This window comes from Aquimarina besae (assembly GCF_042434905.1).
GTDB lineage: Bacteria > Bacteroidota > Bacteroidia > Flavobacteriales > Flavobacteriaceae > Aquimarina.
The window spans coordinates 1,339,820-1,355,567 of record NZ_CP170199.1; the positions used below are offsets into that span (position 1 = coordinate 1,339,820).

General features: G+C 34.2%; 14 protein-coding genes. 11 read left to right on the top strand and 3 right to left on the bottom strand.

Translation table 11 applies throughout. From position 1 onward, the window contains the following. Window positions 1-32 precede the first annotated feature (32 nt). From ACE94K_RS05855 to ACE94K_RS05865, 3 genes are read left to right on the top strand one after another with little or no spacing between them, the layout of a single operon-like run. The gene (locus ACE94K_RS05855) at window positions 33-1,535 is read left to right on the top strand and encodes a RagB/SusD family nutrient uptake outer membrane protein (protein WP_378181287.1); all 1,503 of its coding nucleotides are present in this window, start codon (window positions 33-35) and stop codon (window positions 1,533-1,535) included. Between the two features lie 13 nt (window positions 1,536-1,548). After that, window positions 1,549-2,748, top strand: a complete 1,200-nt coding sequence (locus ACE94K_RS05860) for a glycoside hydrolase family 88 protein (RefSeq protein ID WP_378181290.1) — start codon at window positions 1,549-1,551, stop codon at window positions 2,746-2,748. 11 nt (window positions 2,749-2,759) lie between these two features. Continuing rightward, window positions 2,760-5,177, top strand: a complete 2,418-nt coding sequence (locus tag ACE94K_RS05865) for a glycoside hydrolase family 2 TIM barrel-domain containing protein (protein WP_378181292.1) — start codon at window positions 2,760-2,762, stop codon at window positions 5,175-5,177. A 71-nt stretch (window positions 5,178-5,248) separates the two neighbouring features. On the opposite strand, the gene uxaC is transcribed toward ACE94K_RS05865, so the two are convergent. Continuing rightward, a complete protein-coding gene (uxaC, locus tag ACE94K_RS05870; RefSeq protein WP_378181295.1) occupies window positions 5,249-6,658 on the bottom strand; it encodes a glucuronate isomerase in 1,410 nt (469 codons plus the stop codon). A 261-nt stretch (window positions 6,659-6,919) separates the two neighbouring features. Here uxaC and ACE94K_RS05875 point away from each other — a divergent pair, with 261 nt between their 5' ends. The 4 genes from ACE94K_RS05875 (at window position 6,920) to ACE94K_RS05890 (ending at window position 10,268) form a co-directional block, all read left to right on the top strand. Beyond that, window positions 6,920-7,504, top strand: coding sequence for a HupE/UreJ family protein (locus tag ACE94K_RS05875; protein ID WP_378181298.1), 585 nt, complete (start codon window positions 6,920-6,922; stop codon window positions 7,502-7,504). 75 nt (window positions 7,505-7,579) lie between these two features. Then, the gene (locus ACE94K_RS05880) at window positions 7,580-8,020 is read left to right on the top strand and encodes a cytidine/deoxycytidylate deaminase family protein (protein WP_378184233.1); all 441 of its coding nucleotides are present in this window, start codon (window positions 7,580-7,582) and stop codon (window positions 8,018-8,020) included. Beyond that, window positions 8,020-9,597, top strand: coding sequence for a S41 family peptidase (locus tag ACE94K_RS05885; protein ID WP_378181301.1), 1,578 nt, complete (start codon window positions 8,020-8,022; stop codon window positions 9,595-9,597). Before ACE94K_RS05880 ends, ACE94K_RS05885 begins: the two co-directional genes overlap by 1 nt. A 356-nt stretch (window positions 9,598-9,953) precedes the next feature. Further along, a complete protein-coding gene (locus tag ACE94K_RS05890) occupies window positions 9,954-10,268 on the top strand; it encodes a hypothetical protein (protein ID WP_378181304.1) in 315 nt (104 codons plus the stop codon). Window positions 10,269-10,278: 10 nt separating this feature from the next. Here ACE94K_RS05890 and ACE94K_RS05895 read toward each other — a convergent pair whose 3' ends face one another. Together ACE94K_RS05895 and ACE94K_RS05900 are read right to left on the bottom strand one after the other, a co-directional pair. After that, window positions 10,279-10,479, bottom strand: coding sequence for a hypothetical protein (locus ACE94K_RS05895; protein ID WP_378181307.1), 201 nt, complete (start codon window positions 10,477-10,479; stop codon window positions 10,279-10,281). Next, on the bottom strand, window positions 10,480-11,052 hold the full coding sequence (locus ACE94K_RS05900) for a MarC family protein (protein ID WP_378181310.1): 573 nt from the start codon (window positions 11,050-11,052) through the stop codon (window positions 10,480-10,482). 114 nt (window positions 11,053-11,166) lie between these two features. On the opposite strand from ACE94K_RS05900, the gene ACE94K_RS05905 reads away from it, so the two are divergent. The 4 genes from ACE94K_RS05905 (at window position 11,167) to ACE94K_RS05920 (ending at window position 15,684) form a co-directional block, all read left to right on the top strand. After that, complete coding sequence (locus ACE94K_RS05905) at window positions 11,167-11,736, top strand: DUF3109 family protein (protein WP_378181313.1); 570 nt, start codon at window positions 11,167-11,169, stop codon at window positions 11,734-11,736. A gap of 72 nt (window positions 11,737-11,808) precedes the next feature. Further along, the gene (locus ACE94K_RS05910) at window positions 11,809-11,994 is read left to right on the top strand and encodes a hypothetical protein (protein WP_378181316.1); all 186 of its coding nucleotides are present in this window, start codon (window positions 11,809-11,811) and stop codon (window positions 11,992-11,994) included. Between the two features lie 165 nt (window positions 11,995-12,159). Next, window positions 12,160-12,804 carry a hypothetical protein gene (locus ACE94K_RS05915; RefSeq protein WP_378181319.1) on the top strand — a complete coding sequence of 215 codons (645 nt, stop codon included), beginning with the start codon at window positions 12,160-12,162 and terminating at the stop codon, window positions 12,802-12,804. Between the two features lie 54 nt (window positions 12,805-12,858). Then, window positions 12,859-15,684, top strand: coding sequence for a CHAT domain-containing protein (locus tag ACE94K_RS05920; protein ID WP_378181322.1), 2,826 nt, complete (start codon window positions 12,859-12,861; stop codon window positions 15,682-15,684). Window positions 15,685-15,748: the final 64 nt, after the last annotated feature.

A 15,748-nucleotide genomic window follows, 5' to 3' on the forward strand; every position in this document is an offset into this window, starting at 1 on the left:
TGAGTAAATGTAAACAATTTAAAATCTGACAAATGAAAAAGATAATTTTCGCATTAGTTATTGCAACAACAATGATGGGTTGCACGGATTTGGAAGAAGAACCAATAGGAGTACTGGCTCCAGAGTCATTTTTCAACACCACTGATGATTTGCAGGCAGCTGTAAACGGTTCCTATAGTTATATTGCTTCAGAAGAATTCTGGGGAAGAAAACTAACGTTAAGTTTACTATTAAGAGGGGATATGGTAACCATAGGAGACCCTACCACCTCAGGAAGAAGGATCCAGGTAGACCTGATGGATATGGATGGAGATAATGGAATGATTACTGCTTTTTGGCCAAGAAGTTACGCGATCATTGGAGCTACGAACAATGCAATTGAAGGGGCTGCTTCTGTTGAAGCAAGTGAAGCAGTGAAAAATGCAATAGTAGCGCAGGCAAGATTTGTTAGGGCATTTACCTACTATCATTTGGTACGAATTTTTGGAGAAGTACCCTATATAGATTTTGCAGTAAGAGAACCTGAAGTATTATTTACTGTCGGTAAAACTTCGGTAGATGAGATATATGCAAATATCATTGCAGATCTTGAATATGCAAAATCCTGGTTACCGGATCAACAACCGTTTCGATCTATACCCTCAAAAGGAACTGCAGCTTCCTATTTGGCATCGGTTCATCTGACACTGGGGAACTGGCAAGAAGCATATGATGAGGCTACTTTTGTGATCAATAATAAAGCAAGGTTTGGCTATGATCTGGAAGCAGATTTTCAGGATTTATTTGATGCTACAAAAGCAGATGGATTAGTAGAACATGTTTTTTCTGTAGACTTTAAAGGTATAGATGCTACCAGTAACTTAGGTAGGGATTTTATTCCGCCACTTACAGGCATGAGAGGGCCAGCTAACGAAGGATGGAGCGTAGCTGTACCAACTGTCGAAGTTTATGATTCTTTTGATGATAATGATTATCGAAAAGCGGTAAGTTTTGACACCGAAGCTGTTTTTGACGGAGTTTTGGTACCTTGGCAGCAATTCGGAACTGCGAATAGAGGTGTTTCAAGACCTCATATTGCAAAATATTATCGTCTTCCGGGAACGGCCGGAACCAATAATCGCGATTCTGATCATAATTATGGAGCTATGCGCTACGCCGAAGTATTGCTAATAGCTGCAGAAGCTTCTAACGAACTATCTGGGCCAACTGGAGAAGCCGTTGATTATGTAAATCAAATTAGAACTAGAGCTAGAAACGCAGCCGGAACAATGAACAGCTTTCCGGAAGATATAAATGCAGGATTATCAAAAGATGCTTTTAGAGATGTAATTATTGAAGAAAGAAGAATCGAATTGGCTTTTGAGTTTAAAAGATGGTACGATATTAAAAGATTAAATTTAGGGATGGAAGTTTTTGGACCTACATCTCTGGAACCACAACCTAACTTCGATCCGACCAGAGATTATCTATTTCCACTACCTAATGATGAGTTGGGAAGAAATCCAAACTTACTACCACAGAATCCTGGATATTAATAATATCTAATCTATGACAAAAGAAAAAAGACTTATAACTCCAATATTTTTGATAATTGCTTTAGTAATTTTTACAGAATGTAAGAATACATCTTCAAGCAATAAAAAAGATAGTATCATACAGGAAGACATTGCAGTCAATTATTCTGATCGGTTTACGTACTTACTAGAGTATCCCTTAGATTCATTGGCGTTTCCACGAAGCGCCGATGAAGATGGAGTTATCAAAAAGGTCCCGTCAAAGGATTGGACTAGCGGGTTTTTTCCGGGAAGTTTATGGCTAATTGCTAAAATTACAGGTGATACTGTATACAGCAATCGAGCTAAAGAATGGACAGTATACATTGAGAAAGAAAAACATAACGATCGAACCCATGATATGGGGTTTAAAGTGTTTTGTAGTTTTGGTAATGGATATAAGACCACCAATGATGAATCTTATAAAAATATTATTGTAGAGAGCGCTCAGACATTATCAACGAGATATAATGAAACAGTGGGTGCGATTCGTTCTTGGGATTTCAATAAAGATGAATGGCAGTTTCCAGTGATCATTGATAACATGATGAATCTGGAATTGTTATTTGAAGCTTCTGATTATACTGGAGATTCTACCTATTTTAAAATTGCGAATCAACACGCCAGAACTACGTTAAAAAATCATTTCAGAGAAAATAACAGTAGTTATCACGTGGTGGATTATGATACGATTACAGGTGGTGTACGATCCAAAGTAACGCATCAGGGATTTAGCAATGAATCTTCCTGGGCTCGCGGACAAGCCTGGGGTCTTTATGGATATACCATGGCGTTTCGCTATACTAAAAATAAAGAGTTTCTGGAGCAGGCAAAAATAATTGCAGATTTTATTATAAAACATAAAAATCTACCAGAAGATGGGATACCATACTGGGATTTTAGTGCACCCAATATTCCTAGTGAACCTAGAGATGCCTCGGCGGCGGCAATAATTGCTTCGGGTTTAATTGAGTTATATGAGTATACAAAAGACACTAGATATCTGGATTTTTCAGATAGAATCATAAATAGTCTGTCATCAGAAAAATATGTGATTCAAAATAAATCGAACATTCCATTTATTTTAAACTATAGCACCGGAAATTGGCCAAAAAATGATGAAATTAATGGCCCTATAAGTTATGCAGATTATTATTTTTTGGAAGCAATACTAAGAAGAGATAATCTTAAATAAAGCTCAATTTCATGAACAGTTCTGTTTTTTCTTCCCGTAAATTAATACAAATTATAATTTGCGTTTTTTTGTCTGCATATGGTTCTGCACAGATAGAAAGATCCAAAGAAAACATAAATGATGATTGGGATTATCTGGAGCTAAATTTAGAAGATGTAGATCAGGTACATAAGCAAACTAGCTGGATTCCTATTACTTTACCACATACCTGGAATAACTATGACACCATGGATCTTAAGCCAGGTTATAGAAGAAGTGCAAGTTGGTATAGAAAAGATTTAGAAATAGATGCTATAAATAAGGATTTTGTATATCAATTGTATTTTGAGGGATCAAACGTTACCACTAAAGTCTATGTAAATGGTAAACTTTCTGGAAAACATATAGGAGGTTATATAGGTTTTTTGGTTGATATTTCTGGGCATATAAAGAAAGGAAGGAACGAAATTTTGGTACGTGTGGACAATGGATATGATCCAGAAATAATTCCGTCTCAGAAAAGCGATTTTTTTATTTATGGAGGAATCACAAGAGACGTGTGGCTCATAAAAAAACATATATCCCATATCTCTGATTTAAAAATTACTACTCCTGATGTTTCTAGAGATAAGGCATCTCTTCAATTAAATATGAAAATAGAAGGTTTAAGCACAGAAGAATCATATGAAGTGAAAGCTGAACTGTTTCAACCAAATGGTAAAAAAGTTCAAACTCTTTCAAAAAAAGGAACTAGTGGTCAATTAAAAATTGATTTCAAAAACACAGCTAAACCTCTACTTTGGGATATTGACACTCCTCATCTTTATAGGGTTGAAGTTGCATTATTAAAGTCCGGAAAACAGGTAGATAAGTTGACAGAGAGTTTTGGTTTTAGATGGTTCGAGTTCAAAAAGAACGGGCCATTTTATCTAAATGGAAAGAGAGTATTGTTGCGGGGAACACATCGTCATGAAGAGCACGCAGGATATGGTGCTGCTATGCCTAATGCACTGCATCGTAAAGACATTGAGGCTATCAAGGAAATGGGAGCTAACTTTATCAGGTTGGCTCACTATCCGCAAGACCCTGAGGTCTATAAAATGTGTGATGAATTGGGGCTTTTAGTATGGGATGAACTTCCTTGGTGTAGAGGAGGTATTGGTAATGAAAGTTGGAAGACAAATACTAGAAATATGTTAACAGAGATCATCAATCAAAACTATAATCATCCTAGTATTATCATATGGTCTTTAGGAAACGAAATTTATTGGTTGCCAGATTTTGAAGATGGAGATAATGAAGAGAAATTAAATGCTTTTTTAAAAGAACTGAATACTTTATCTCATACCTTGGATCCAACAAGAAAGACAGCTATCAGAAAATATTATGCGGGTTCGGATATCGTGGATGTATTTTCTCCCTCAATTTGGTCAGGTTGGTATTCGGGTAGTTATACCACGTACCAAAAGGCGATAGATAAATATTTGAAAGAATATCCTCATTTTATTCACGCAGAGTATGGAGGTTCTAGTCATTATGGAAGACATACTGAAAATCCAATAGATGGGAGAGGAGTTATGGACCCTGACGGTTGGACTGAAGCCATCACACAAACTTCGGTAACTAACATCGCAAAAATTGGTGACTGGAGTGAAAATTATATAGTGGATCTTTTTGACTGGCATCTGAAAATTGCAGAAACTACGGATTCTTTTGTAGGTAATGTGCAATGGGCATTTAAGGATTTTGGAACGCCTTTACGACCTGAAAATGATATTCCTTATGTAAATCAAAAAGGAATTATGGATAGAGAAGGAAATCCTAAAGACGCTTATTATGTGTTTAAAAGTTATTGGGCAAAAGAGCCTTTTGTATATATAGAGTCAAAAACCTGGACAGAAAGACAAGGTCCTGAGCATACATCAAGATCCATAAATGTGTATAGTAATTGTGATAAAGTAACGTTGTATTTTGAAGGACAAGCTTTAGCCGAAAAGAAGAGAGATATTAACGTGTTTCCTGCGTCCGGACTTACTTGGGATGTGCTTTTCAAAGAAGGAACCAATAAACTGAAAGCTGTTGGTTTTAAAAATGGGAAAAAGGTTACAGATAGTCTTAATGTTCAGTACAGATATAAGAAAAATGAGGTGGCAAATTCACTAATGCTCTCCTATGAGAAATTAGAGAATGGAAATTACCTTGTTATTGCTACTGCCAAAGATAAGATGGGATTAAGATGTTTAGACTATGAAGAAAGAGTCTATTTTCAATGCCTGTCGGGTGGCGAAACCAAAAAATATTTAGGTACACCTATGGGGAGCGAGGTCATTAAAATGTCTAATGGAAGAGCACAGATCGAAGTTGTTCCTGATAACGTGGGCAATCATATAGAAATGATGGTGTTAAACCAAAGTTTTAAGGGCACCTATTTAACCATACCTAAAACCTGATTAGAGTTCACATTTTGTTAGTTTTTGAATTGTTTTTAGGGAAGATCTCAAGGGGTCTTCCCTATTGCTTTTTAAAAAGGAAAGTATTTTACCGCGTTATGATAACAAATATCAGAAACAATTTTTCCTAACCATTTTTCATCGGCTGGAAGTACACCATTAGCAACATCTTCACCAAGTAAATGGCATAAAATACGACGGAAGTACTCATGTCTGGGAAAAGACAGAAAACTCCTCGAATCAGTAAGCATTCCTACAAAACAACTTAACAATCCTAAGTTGGATAAGGTATTCAAATGTTTTTCCATTCCGTCCTTTTGATCAAGAAACCACCAAGCTGCGCCATATTGAACTTTTCCTTTAATAGATCCATCATTAAAATTACCAACCATGGTGGCAAAAACTTCATTGTCAGAAGGATTTAGATTATACAGAATGGTTTTAGGCAATTGATCAGTTTTGTCCAATGAATTTAAAAAACCACTTAAATTTTCAGCTTGCAAATAATCTCCTATAGAGTCAAATCCTGTATCAGGTCCAAGCTTTTGTAAGAGTCTGTCATTATTATTTCTAATCGCTCCGAGGTGAAACTGCTGAACCCATCCTCTTTTGTGGTAACAAGTACTTAAAAAGAATAAGACCTTAAATTTAAAATAATTAATTTCATCTGGTTCAAGAGTCTTTTTAGATTTTACTTTATTGAAAATCTGGTTAATATTGTAGGATCCTTCAGTAAAATAATACAAATGTCCTAAACCGTGATCCGATAATCTGCAACCGACATCGTGAAAGTAATCCATTCTGTTTTCTAACGCAGCAAGAAGGTCCTCAAAATTCTTGATTTGGATATTTGATTTTTCACTTAGTGCTTCAAGATAATCTAAATAGGAAGAGGAGTCTTCTATGGCATAAGCCTTATCAGGTCGAAAAGTTGGCAATAGTTTCATTGGCTTTTTTTGGGAAGCAAATGAAGTATGATACTGAAGTGTATCAATTGGGTCATCGGTTGTACAAACCAAGTCTACGCTGTTCATTTTAAGTAAATCAAGGGTGGAGTGATCAGAACCCTGAAGTTGGTCATTGGTTTCGATATAGATTTTTTCTGCAGTATCTGGAGTCAATAAATCATAGATCGAAAAATGTTTCGCTAGTTCCATATGCGACCAGTGAAACAAAGGATTTCTGATAGTATATGGAACAGTTTCTGCCCATTTCAAGAATTTTTGTTGGTCAGTGGCTGTTCCTGTAATGAAATCCTCACCAATCCCTAAAGTTCGCATGGCGCGCCATTTATAATGATCACCTTGCAGCCAAGCTTCCGTAATTGTATTAAATTTTTTATTGTTGCAAATGTCTTCCGGAGATAGATGGTTATGATAATCTATAATAGGTAAATGTTTCGCATAGGTATGATACAGAATTTTGGAGAATTCATTTTGAAGTAAAAAATCATCATGGATGAAAGAGGTTTTGGCTTTCATATGGCAAGGGTGTTTAGTTCATTATACAACCGCAATATACCTACAGCATAGTATCTAAAGATGTGTTTTTGGGTAAATAATAGTTCGTTTTTAGGGTTTTTAGCTTGTAGAAACTTACAGCTGCTAGCTAAAAGAAAAATAAAGTATACAATATCAATTTGTACTTGGTGATCGATACTCTTAAATTTTTGATAAGAATTTGCCTACATTTCTCAATTTCTCTTTTATGTTGTACATTACACAACCTCAAAAAATAGAAACATGTCAGAATTTTGGTTATATGTAAAGCTGGGCTTATATCACGTATTAGATTGGCAAGCTTACGACCATATCTTATTTTTAATATTACTTACGATAGCTTATACTTTCGATAATTGGAAAAGAATACTAATATTAGTAACCTTTTTTACTTTAGGTCACACTGCATCGCTTTTCTTGGCAGCGTATGATGTGGTTTCCGTAAATTCAAAATTGGTGGAGTTTTTGATTCCGGTTACAATTTTAGCTGCAGCAGTATTTAATGTGTTTACGGCTGGGAAAAGTGCTAATAAAAATAAGATAGGTGTCTTGTATGCCACTACAATATTCTTCGGTTTGATACACGGATTAGGTTTTTCTACTTATTTTGATGCCATTAGTAGTAACGTAAGTTCTAAAATCATGCCATTAATTGAGTTTGCTTTAGGAATAGAGTTGGCACAGCTGATTGTAGTAGTTATTGTTCTTGTCATAAGCTTCATCATACAAACAATTTTTAGATTCTCTAAAAGGGATTGGATACTTGTTGTTTCTTCGATCATTATTGGGATGGTTATACCAATGTTAATTTCAAACAAAATATGGTAATTTATTGTCAATTAGGGTTGTATTTGAAACATAGGCATAATATATTCGTATTATAAAAAGTACAAGAGCTACCCAATTTTTCTATATGCAAAAAAAAAACAGCTAAAATATGATAAAGCCTATCTTAGGATAGCAAGAGAATGGGGAAAGTTGTCCCATTGTGACAGGAAAAAAGTTGGTGCGGTTATTGTAAAGGATAGAATGATCATTTCTGATGGATTTAACGGAACCCCAACAGGTTTCGAGAATCCTTGTGAGGATGAAGAGGGATACACAAAGTGGTACGTGCTTCACGCTGAAGCAAATGCAATTTCTAAAGTCGCATCTTCTACCCAATCTTGTAAAGGTTCTACATTATATATTACACTTTCACCGTGTAAAGAATGTAGTAAGTTAATTCATCAGGCAGGAATTAAGAGAATTGTTTATCAAAATGGATATAAGGATAATTCTGGACTTTCATTTTTAGAAAAGGCCGGAGTAGAAATAGAACAGATTACAGATTTAGACGATTAATGGGTTATTCAAAAAAATATTTACCATTATTTATTGGTTTAGCGATGGGAATCGGAGTTTTTTTAGGAAGCAAACTCGATTTTAGTAACCCATCAGCTAAATTATTTTCTTATAATGCAAAAAAAGAAAAATTAAATCGTCTCATTGATTATATCGATTATGAATACGTAGATGAAATCAATACGGACAGTATTGTGGATGTTACGGTTAATAGAATTCTTGAAAATTTAGACCCGCACTCTGTATATATACCACCCGAAGAGCTAGAAGGAATCACAGAGAGTATGCAAGGTGATTTTATAGGTATTGGTGTTAGCTACTATCCTTTTAGAGATACAATTTCGGTGATACAAACCATCAAAGGTGGACCCAGTGAGCGATCAGGTATCTTGGCTGGTGATCGAATACTAATGGCAGATCAGGACACGCTTTACGGAGAAAGGTTAAGAAGAGATGGTCTGGCAGACAAGTTAAAAGGAGAGCTAAACAGTCAAGTACAATTAAAAGTCTATAGAAAAGGCAAAGGTGTATTTGATGTAGTAGTGAAGAGAGGTAGAGTACCTCTAAGAAGCGTAGACGCCAGTTATTTGCTCAAAGAAAACCTTGGCTACATAAAAATAAACCGTTTTGCAGAAACTACTTATAAAGAATTTAAGAAGGCCTTAGATTCTTTGAAGGATATGGGAGCAGAGAATTTGGTTGTTGATCTTAGAGATAATGGAGGGGGATTTATTGCTCCAGCTTTAAAAATGGCGGATGAATTCTTAAAAAACGACCAACTTATCATGTTTACCAAAAACAAGAAAGGTGCGATTGAGAATAACTATGCTACTCGTAACGGAAGTTTTGAAAAAGGAGACGTTTATGTATTGATTAATGAAAACTCTGCTTCTGCCAGTGAGATTTTTGCCGGTGCGATACAGGATAATGATAGAGGGATTATCGTAGGACGAAGATCATATGGAAAAGGTTTGGTGCAGCGAGAGATGGCACTAGGAGATGGTAGTGCAATCAGATTAACGATTTCTAGATATTACACACCAACAGGGAGATCGATACAAAAACCATATGAAAACGGCAATAAAGAGTATTTTAATGAGTATCTGGAGCGTTATAAAAATGGCGAATTACAGAATGCAGATAGTATACAGGTCGCAGATTCTTTAAAATTTAAAACCCCCGGTGGTAAGACGGTTTATGGCGGAGGCGGTATTATTCCTGATATTTTCGTAAGTAAAGATACGACCAGGGTAGGTGAAACGCTTGATTATATGTTGCGATCAGGAAGAATGGGTGGTTATATTTTTGAAGAACTCGATAAAAAAAGAGATTATTATAATAATCTTACCGAAGAGCAATTCAAGGAAGAAATTACAATTGATGATGATTTTGCCGATGGTTTTCTGATCTATACCCGAAAAAAAGGAATTGACATGAACTTGAAAAACTATAGAGAGCAATTAAAGAAATACCTAAAAGCTATTATGGCACAGCAGTTATTCGGAACAAATGCTTTTGAAAAAATTATTAATAAAGACGATAAAATGATACAAAAAGTTTTGTCGATCTCTCAATAGAATTTAAAAATAAAACAATACTATGATTATTTCTGATGATTTTTTAATAGTAATATCATTTATGTTTTTTATAATAGCAGCTGTAAGTAGGCTATTCGATAATAGTGGTTCCTTTTTTTTGAAACAAGGAATATACATAGAGTCTTCGTATCCGTCACGATTGTTTCTTAAAAATTACATGTCCAACGAGAATTCAGTAATTTTAAAAAATAAGGTGAGAAAAATCCTTATTATTAGAAATATTCATAATTTTTATCAAATAATGGCTTTGGTGTCTTTTAGCTGGGTTATTACTAGAAATATTTTCTTTAGTTAAATTTAAGTGTATAAAAGAATATAACGTCAAACCCCAAAGTATGTCAGAATTAACAGAGTATCTAATAGCCATTGCAATTTGTTCACCACTTTTTTTCTTTATTGTGGCAGTTGCATTTAGATTACTGGATAATAGTGCTTCTCTGTTTTTGGACAACGAGATTTTGGTGGATTCATCCTATGTGTCCGGAGACCTTATAAGAGAACATATTGAAGGAACAGAAGACCTCAAATTAAAAAGATCATTGAAAAAAGCACTTGTTTTCAGAAAATTGCATAACCTTTTTATGATTCTTGCGGTGATATCGTTACCTCCAGTTATTATAGCCTGTTTCTTAATACCATTTATGGCGTAATACTACAATGCTAATAATTTCCTCGTTTTTTCTGAATGGCTCTTGAAACCAATAGGATTAACAATAAAATGATTACGCAGCTTGAGGCAAGGATACTAATAAGCGCTGTTTTACTGTCACCTTGTAGTATATTTTCAAAATCCAAAACAGTTGTGTTGTATCCAATTAAAAATGTGGCTACGACAATAAGTATGTATATAAAATATTTCATTTAGAATAAGCCTTTTATGTTTGTCGCAAATAGCTTTACTGCGATTGCTAGTAAAATTACACCAAATATTTTTCTAATAACGTTAATTCCTTGTTTACCTAAAACTTTTTCAATTTTCCCAGAAGATTTTAGAACAATGTATACAAATATAATATTGATTACGATAGCAATCACAATATTAATTGTTTGATATTCAGCTCTAAGAGAAAGAATCGATGTCATGGTCCCTGCCCCGGCAATGAGAGGAAAAGCTAGGGGGACTACCGCAGCTGTTTCGGGCTCATCATCTCTATAAAGTTGAATTCCTAGAATCATCTCCAACGCCAAAAAGAATATAATAAAGGCACCTGCAACAGCAAATGAATTCACATCAATACCTATAAGGTTTAAAATCTCCTTACCAACAAACAGAAAAAGGATCATTAATATGGCAGCTACAATAGAGGCTTTTTCACTTTGAATATGCCCTACTTTTTTTCTTAAGTCAATAATTATAGGGATACTACCAACAATATCAATTACAGCAAAAAGAATCATGCTTGCTGTTAATATTTCTTTTAGGTCAAAGTTCATTTTAGTAGATTTTTTAAGGTTGGCGCAAAAATACATAGACTTTGCTTTATAAAAGTAGCATAAAAAGATAAATAATCAGTAAAATTTATCTTCCATAAAAACTATCTTCGCATCATGTTTCAATTAGGAAAAACCATAGTCTCAGAAGAAATTATAGAAAAAGATTTTGTCTGTAATCTTTCTGCTTGTAAAGGTGCCTGTTGTATTGACGGTGAAGCAGGAGCCCCACTAGAGGCGTCAGAAACCCAAAAACTGGAAGAAATCTATCCTATTGTAAAATCGTATCTTAGAAAAGAAGGGATCGAAGCTATTGAACAACAAGGAACTTATATTAAAACTCCTCACGGAGAATTGGAAACTCCTTTAATTGATGGAGCTGATTGTGCCTATGTGATCTTCGATAAAAAGGGCACTGCATTATGTGCGATCGAGGAAGCCTATAATCAGGGAGAAGTGGATTGGAAAAAACCGATATCCTGTCATTTATATCCAATTCGGGTACAGGATTACACCGAATTTTCTGCAGTAAATTATCACAAATGGGAAATTTGCGATGACGCGTGCACATTAGGTAAAGAACTACAGGTTCCGGTGTATAAATTTGTAAAACAAGCGCTGATACGAAAGTTTGGAGAAGACTGGTATACAGAGTTAGAAAAGGTAGCAGAAGACCTTAAAAAATAAATTACTTTATAAAATCAGGTAACAATTTAATATATAGTGACACTTTCTAATATAAAGTTTAAATGTAATATTATGAAAAAATTAAATGTATTGGCCATACTATTTAGTATTGGTTTAGTCGTTTCCTGTGGAACATCCGAAGTTGAAGAAGAAATTGGATTAGAAGATGGTTTAGAGTTAAAATCATTTGAAGAACTTCGTGCACCCAGACTTCCTCCTGTTCCTCCGGCGCCTTTACCTTGTTATACTTGTTTTTAATAATAGTAGTCTTCATAAGGGTTGATTATTTTAAAAGATTTAATTTAAACCTTTGCTTCCCAGCAAAGGTTTTCTTTTGAACAAAAAAAATACTTATTTTTAAGCAATCAATGTTAACCTATCGGGGAATAGGAATACTAACACTAAAACCAAAACAATAATTTTATGAAAACAATTCAAGTATGTATCGCTCTATTTATGATTGCTGCAGTTCCATTTGGCTGTAGTGATGACGACAGGGTAGATAATCCCGTTCCGAATTCTGAGGAGACAGGGGTGTTTCTGGCAGAAGATTTAATAATCTTTAATCTAGAAGGAGAAAATAACATTTTAAATTTGCAAAAGGATACTTTAGAAGAATTAATAGCACAGACTGATGACCCAGACGAAATTGCTGGTCTTGAAGAACAAATCGCCGAAATTGAAATAAGTATAGCTTCTAATAATGAAGATATTGTAAGTTTTGAAGAGATTATTGCTCAGGCTCAGGAAGATCAAGGTGTAACGTTTATTAGGATACCTCCTCGTCCACCACTACCAGGTCCTTGTGGGACAGCTAATTGCCCTCCAAAATTTGAAAGCCTAAATGTTATTATATTCATTAGACCACTTTTGGAACTTTCAGCAAGTCTGAATAGTGATAATCAAGAATCACTAGGGGAATTCGGAGAGTTAGAAGCCTACCAAGATGGACCTTTTCAGAGTGTAAGATTTGAATCTTTCGGCCAGTCCAGCAGTTTCGCAATTTTGGAACTAAATTTTCAGATTGGTAATGATCAGGAATCAATTACAGTAGAAGGAACATTCTAAAAATTAATTAATTTCATAATGATTAAATTAGCTTCAGTAATGAAGCTTTTTTTTATGAAAAAATATAGACTTATCATACTTTCCATATTGATGGTTTTGACTTCGGTCCAAATGCAATGTCAAGAAAGTAATCCAGAGTTAGATCGCTTATTGGATAAAGGATTTCAGTTTTTATATACAGATTCAGACAGTTTAGAATATTATTTTGAAAAGGGTTATAGGATAGCGCAAAAAGAAAATGACATTAAGGCAAAGTTGACAATTTTATCCTATTTGATCTTTGCAAATGATTATCATAACAATTTAAACAAGGTGGTTTATAATATTAAAAGAACCGACTCTATAATGGATTCAGATATTTTGTATGAAACTGTAGATGACAAAAAAGCATACAAAATCAGATTGGTTTTAGATAAAGCAAACTATTATTATAAGGTAAGAAATGATAATAAGTCATTACAGACAATCGAAGAGCTTTTTGAAATTATTGGAAATACTCCGGATACCTTATTAGGGTTAGATCGAATAGATTTAGAGCATACTTTAAATAACTATAAAGGAGAAATTTATTTCAGACAAGGAAAAAACGAGCTGGCAAAACAATTTTACACTAAGAATCTAGATAATGTCAATGAAGGCTTCATTGCGAGTACAAATGTGTTATTGTCGAAGGTGTTTTTAAATGAAAAAAATTATCAAGAGTCTAATACTCTTATTTTAAAGGCATTGTCCTTTTATGAAAAAGTTTATTCCGATAAATCAAATCAATTTAGAAATAATATAATTTCAACCTATCAAAAATTAGCTAATAACTATATTCAACTCGATCAGATTGAAGCTGCTCTTGAAGCGCTGGATAAAAGTAAAAAATACTATGTTGCTAATGATGCGTTTGAGAGAATAGAGGAGCGCATCTACGGTGATATTTATGCGAAGGACAAACAATTCGAAAAAGCGGAGGCCTTTTATCAATCTTATCTTATTAAAACTAAAAAATATAAAGAGAACAAAAAACACCAAGATATAGCAGATGCTTATTCCAGATTGGGTAGATTATACGTGGCAAAAGAGGATCCTGAACAAGCATTAAAATTTTATCAAAAATCTCTAGTACAGCTAGCACCAAATTTTGACAGTGAAAACATAGAAGATAATCCAGATCCTAAAAAAGTGCTGTCGAAATTAGAATTAGTCAAGGTATTAAAAGAAAAATTAAAAACATTACGCTTATCATACAGTAATAGCAATCAGGCACAGGATCTGCAAATAGCTCTTGAAACATCTTTCGACATTATCAAAACATTGGATTTATTAAAACCAGAATTTGAAAGTAAAATCGATAAACAATTCTTAATAGCCGAGATGTATCCCGCTTTTCATAGTATGGTAGAAGTGGCCCACCAACTCTATGAAACTACTAAAGAACCATTGTATGTTGAAAACGCATTTTTTTTTATGGAAAAAAGTAAAAGCGTATTGTTACTAGAGGCGACCAGAAACGCTCAAGCCAATTCTTATGGAGGTGTGCCAGAAAAAATTATAGATAAAGAGCAGCAGTTTAGAGCAAGGATCATTCATCTGGAAAAACAATTTTTTAATCAAAAATCGAATATGGCAGTTTTTGATTCCTTGTTCAAGGCTAAGAATGACTATTATAACTTTATTTCAGACATTGAACAGAATTACCCTAAGTATTATGACTTGAAATACAACGCAACTGTAGTGAGTGCAGAAGAAGCAGCTTCTGGTATCATTGATGATAAAGCATTGTTTAGTTATTTCGCTACAGACACATATTTATTTCTTATTACACTTGAAAAGGAAAATAAAAATTTCTATAAGATTTTATTGGAAGATCAGGAAAGAGAAAAAATTAAAAACTTTTATGCGTTGTTGTCTAAACTGGACACCAAAGATTTACCTGACATATACCAACAGGGATTTTCAATCTATGAAAAGCTTTTAAACAAAGCTCTACAACAAATTCAATCTAAAGAATTAATTATTATTCCGGATGGGATATTAAATTATCTCCCTTTTGAGGCTTTATCTACCTCAAAAATTTCTCCGGATTATTTAATTAAAGAATATCAGATCTCTTACACAAACTCTGCCACACTCTTAAGAGAACAAAAAAATAAGTTAAAAGCTGAAAAGAACTTGTTATTGGCATATGCTCCAAGTTTTGGCGTGTCTAATGGTATTCAAAACGATAGATCTGATTTCGGACCGTTATTATACAATACAATAGAAGTAGATCGTATTACAGAATATTTTAACGGAAAAGCGATTACCGGTAGCGAAGCTTCATTATCATCTTTTTCAGAAAATTCGCAAACGTATAATATGCTTCATTTTGCTACGCACGCGGCAGCAAATGACGAGCATCCCGATTATTCTTACCTCGCATTTGCACCAAATAAAGAAGGTGATGCAAACTTATTGTATGTAAAAGATCTTTATGGTTACAATATTAATGCGGACTTGGTAGCTTTAAGTGCTTGTCAGACCGGATTAGGAAAACTTCAGAAGGGAGAAGGGATGTTAAGTTTAGCAAGAGGATTTAGTTACGCCGGAGCAAAGTCTTTAGTCACTACATTGTGGAAAATTAATGATCAGACTACTTCAGAATTAATGCAGGAGTTTTATAAGAACCTGGATGCTTCTTTGCCAAAAGATCAAGCACTAAGAGATGCCAAATTAACTTATCTAAGCACGGCAGAAGATGAATTGCTGACACATCCCTACTATTGGTCAGGATTTATGATTTCTGGGGATACTTCACCATTACAAAAAGACACTTCTTATCTTTGGTGGTTACTATTGTTGGCTATTCCAATACTAGTTGCGGTAGTCATTAAAGCAAGAAGTTTAAAATAATTTAGTTTACGTTATTTCTGAATTAAATAATAGATTATAGTTCAGAGAAATCGGTTGAGGTTCA

What these genes read in the sequence shown, in the direction of transcription:
- ACE94K_RS05875 (WP_378181298.1), top strand. Translation starts at nt 6,920, where the DNA reads ATGTCAGAATTTTGGTTATATGTAAAGCTGGGCTTATATCACGTATTA.
- ACE94K_RS05860 (WP_378181290.1), top strand. Translation starts at nt 1,549, where the DNA reads ATGACAAAAGAAAAAAGACTTATAACTCCAATATTTTTGATAATTGCT.
- ACE94K_RS05900 (WP_378181310.1), bottom strand. Translation starts at nt 11,052, where the DNA reads ATGAACTTTGACCTAAAAGAAATATTAACAGCAAGCATGATTCTTTTT.
- ACE94K_RS05895 (WP_378181307.1), bottom strand. Translation starts at nt 10,479, where the DNA reads ATGAAATATTTTATATACATACTTATTGTCGTAGCCACATTTTTAATT.
- ACE94K_RS05865 (WP_378181292.1), top strand. Translation starts at nt 2,760, where the DNA reads ATGAACAGTTCTGTTTTTTCTTCCCGTAAATTAATACAAATTATAATT.
- ACE94K_RS05910 (WP_378181316.1), top strand. Translation starts at nt 11,809, where the DNA reads ATGAAAAAATTAAATGTATTGGCCATACTATTTAGTATTGGTTTAGTC.
- ACE94K_RS05905 (WP_378181313.1), top strand. Translation starts at nt 11,167, where the DNA reads ATGTTTCAATTAGGAAAAACCATAGTCTCAGAAGAAATTATAGAAAAA.
- ACE94K_RS05885 (WP_378181301.1), top strand. Translation starts at nt 8,020, where the DNA reads ATGGGTTATTCAAAAAAATATTTACCATTATTTATTGGTTTAGCGATG.
- ACE94K_RS05915 (WP_378181319.1), top strand. Translation starts at nt 12,160, where the DNA reads ATGAAAACAATTCAAGTATGTATCGCTCTATTTATGATTGCTGCAGTT.
- uxaC (WP_378181295.1), bottom strand. Translation starts at nt 6,658, where the DNA reads ATGAAAGCCAAAACCTCTTTCATCCATGATGATTTTTTACTTCAAAAT.
- ACE94K_RS05920 (WP_378181322.1), top strand. Translation starts at nt 12,859, where the DNA reads ATGAAAAAATATAGACTTATCATACTTTCCATATTGATGGTTTTGACT.
- ACE94K_RS05890 (WP_378181304.1), top strand. Translation starts at nt 9,954, where the DNA reads ATGTCAGAATTAACAGAGTATCTAATAGCCATTGCAATTTGTTCACCA.
- ACE94K_RS05855 (WP_378181287.1), top strand. Translation starts at nt 33, where the DNA reads ATGAAAAAGATAATTTTCGCATTAGTTATTGCAACAACAATGATGGGT.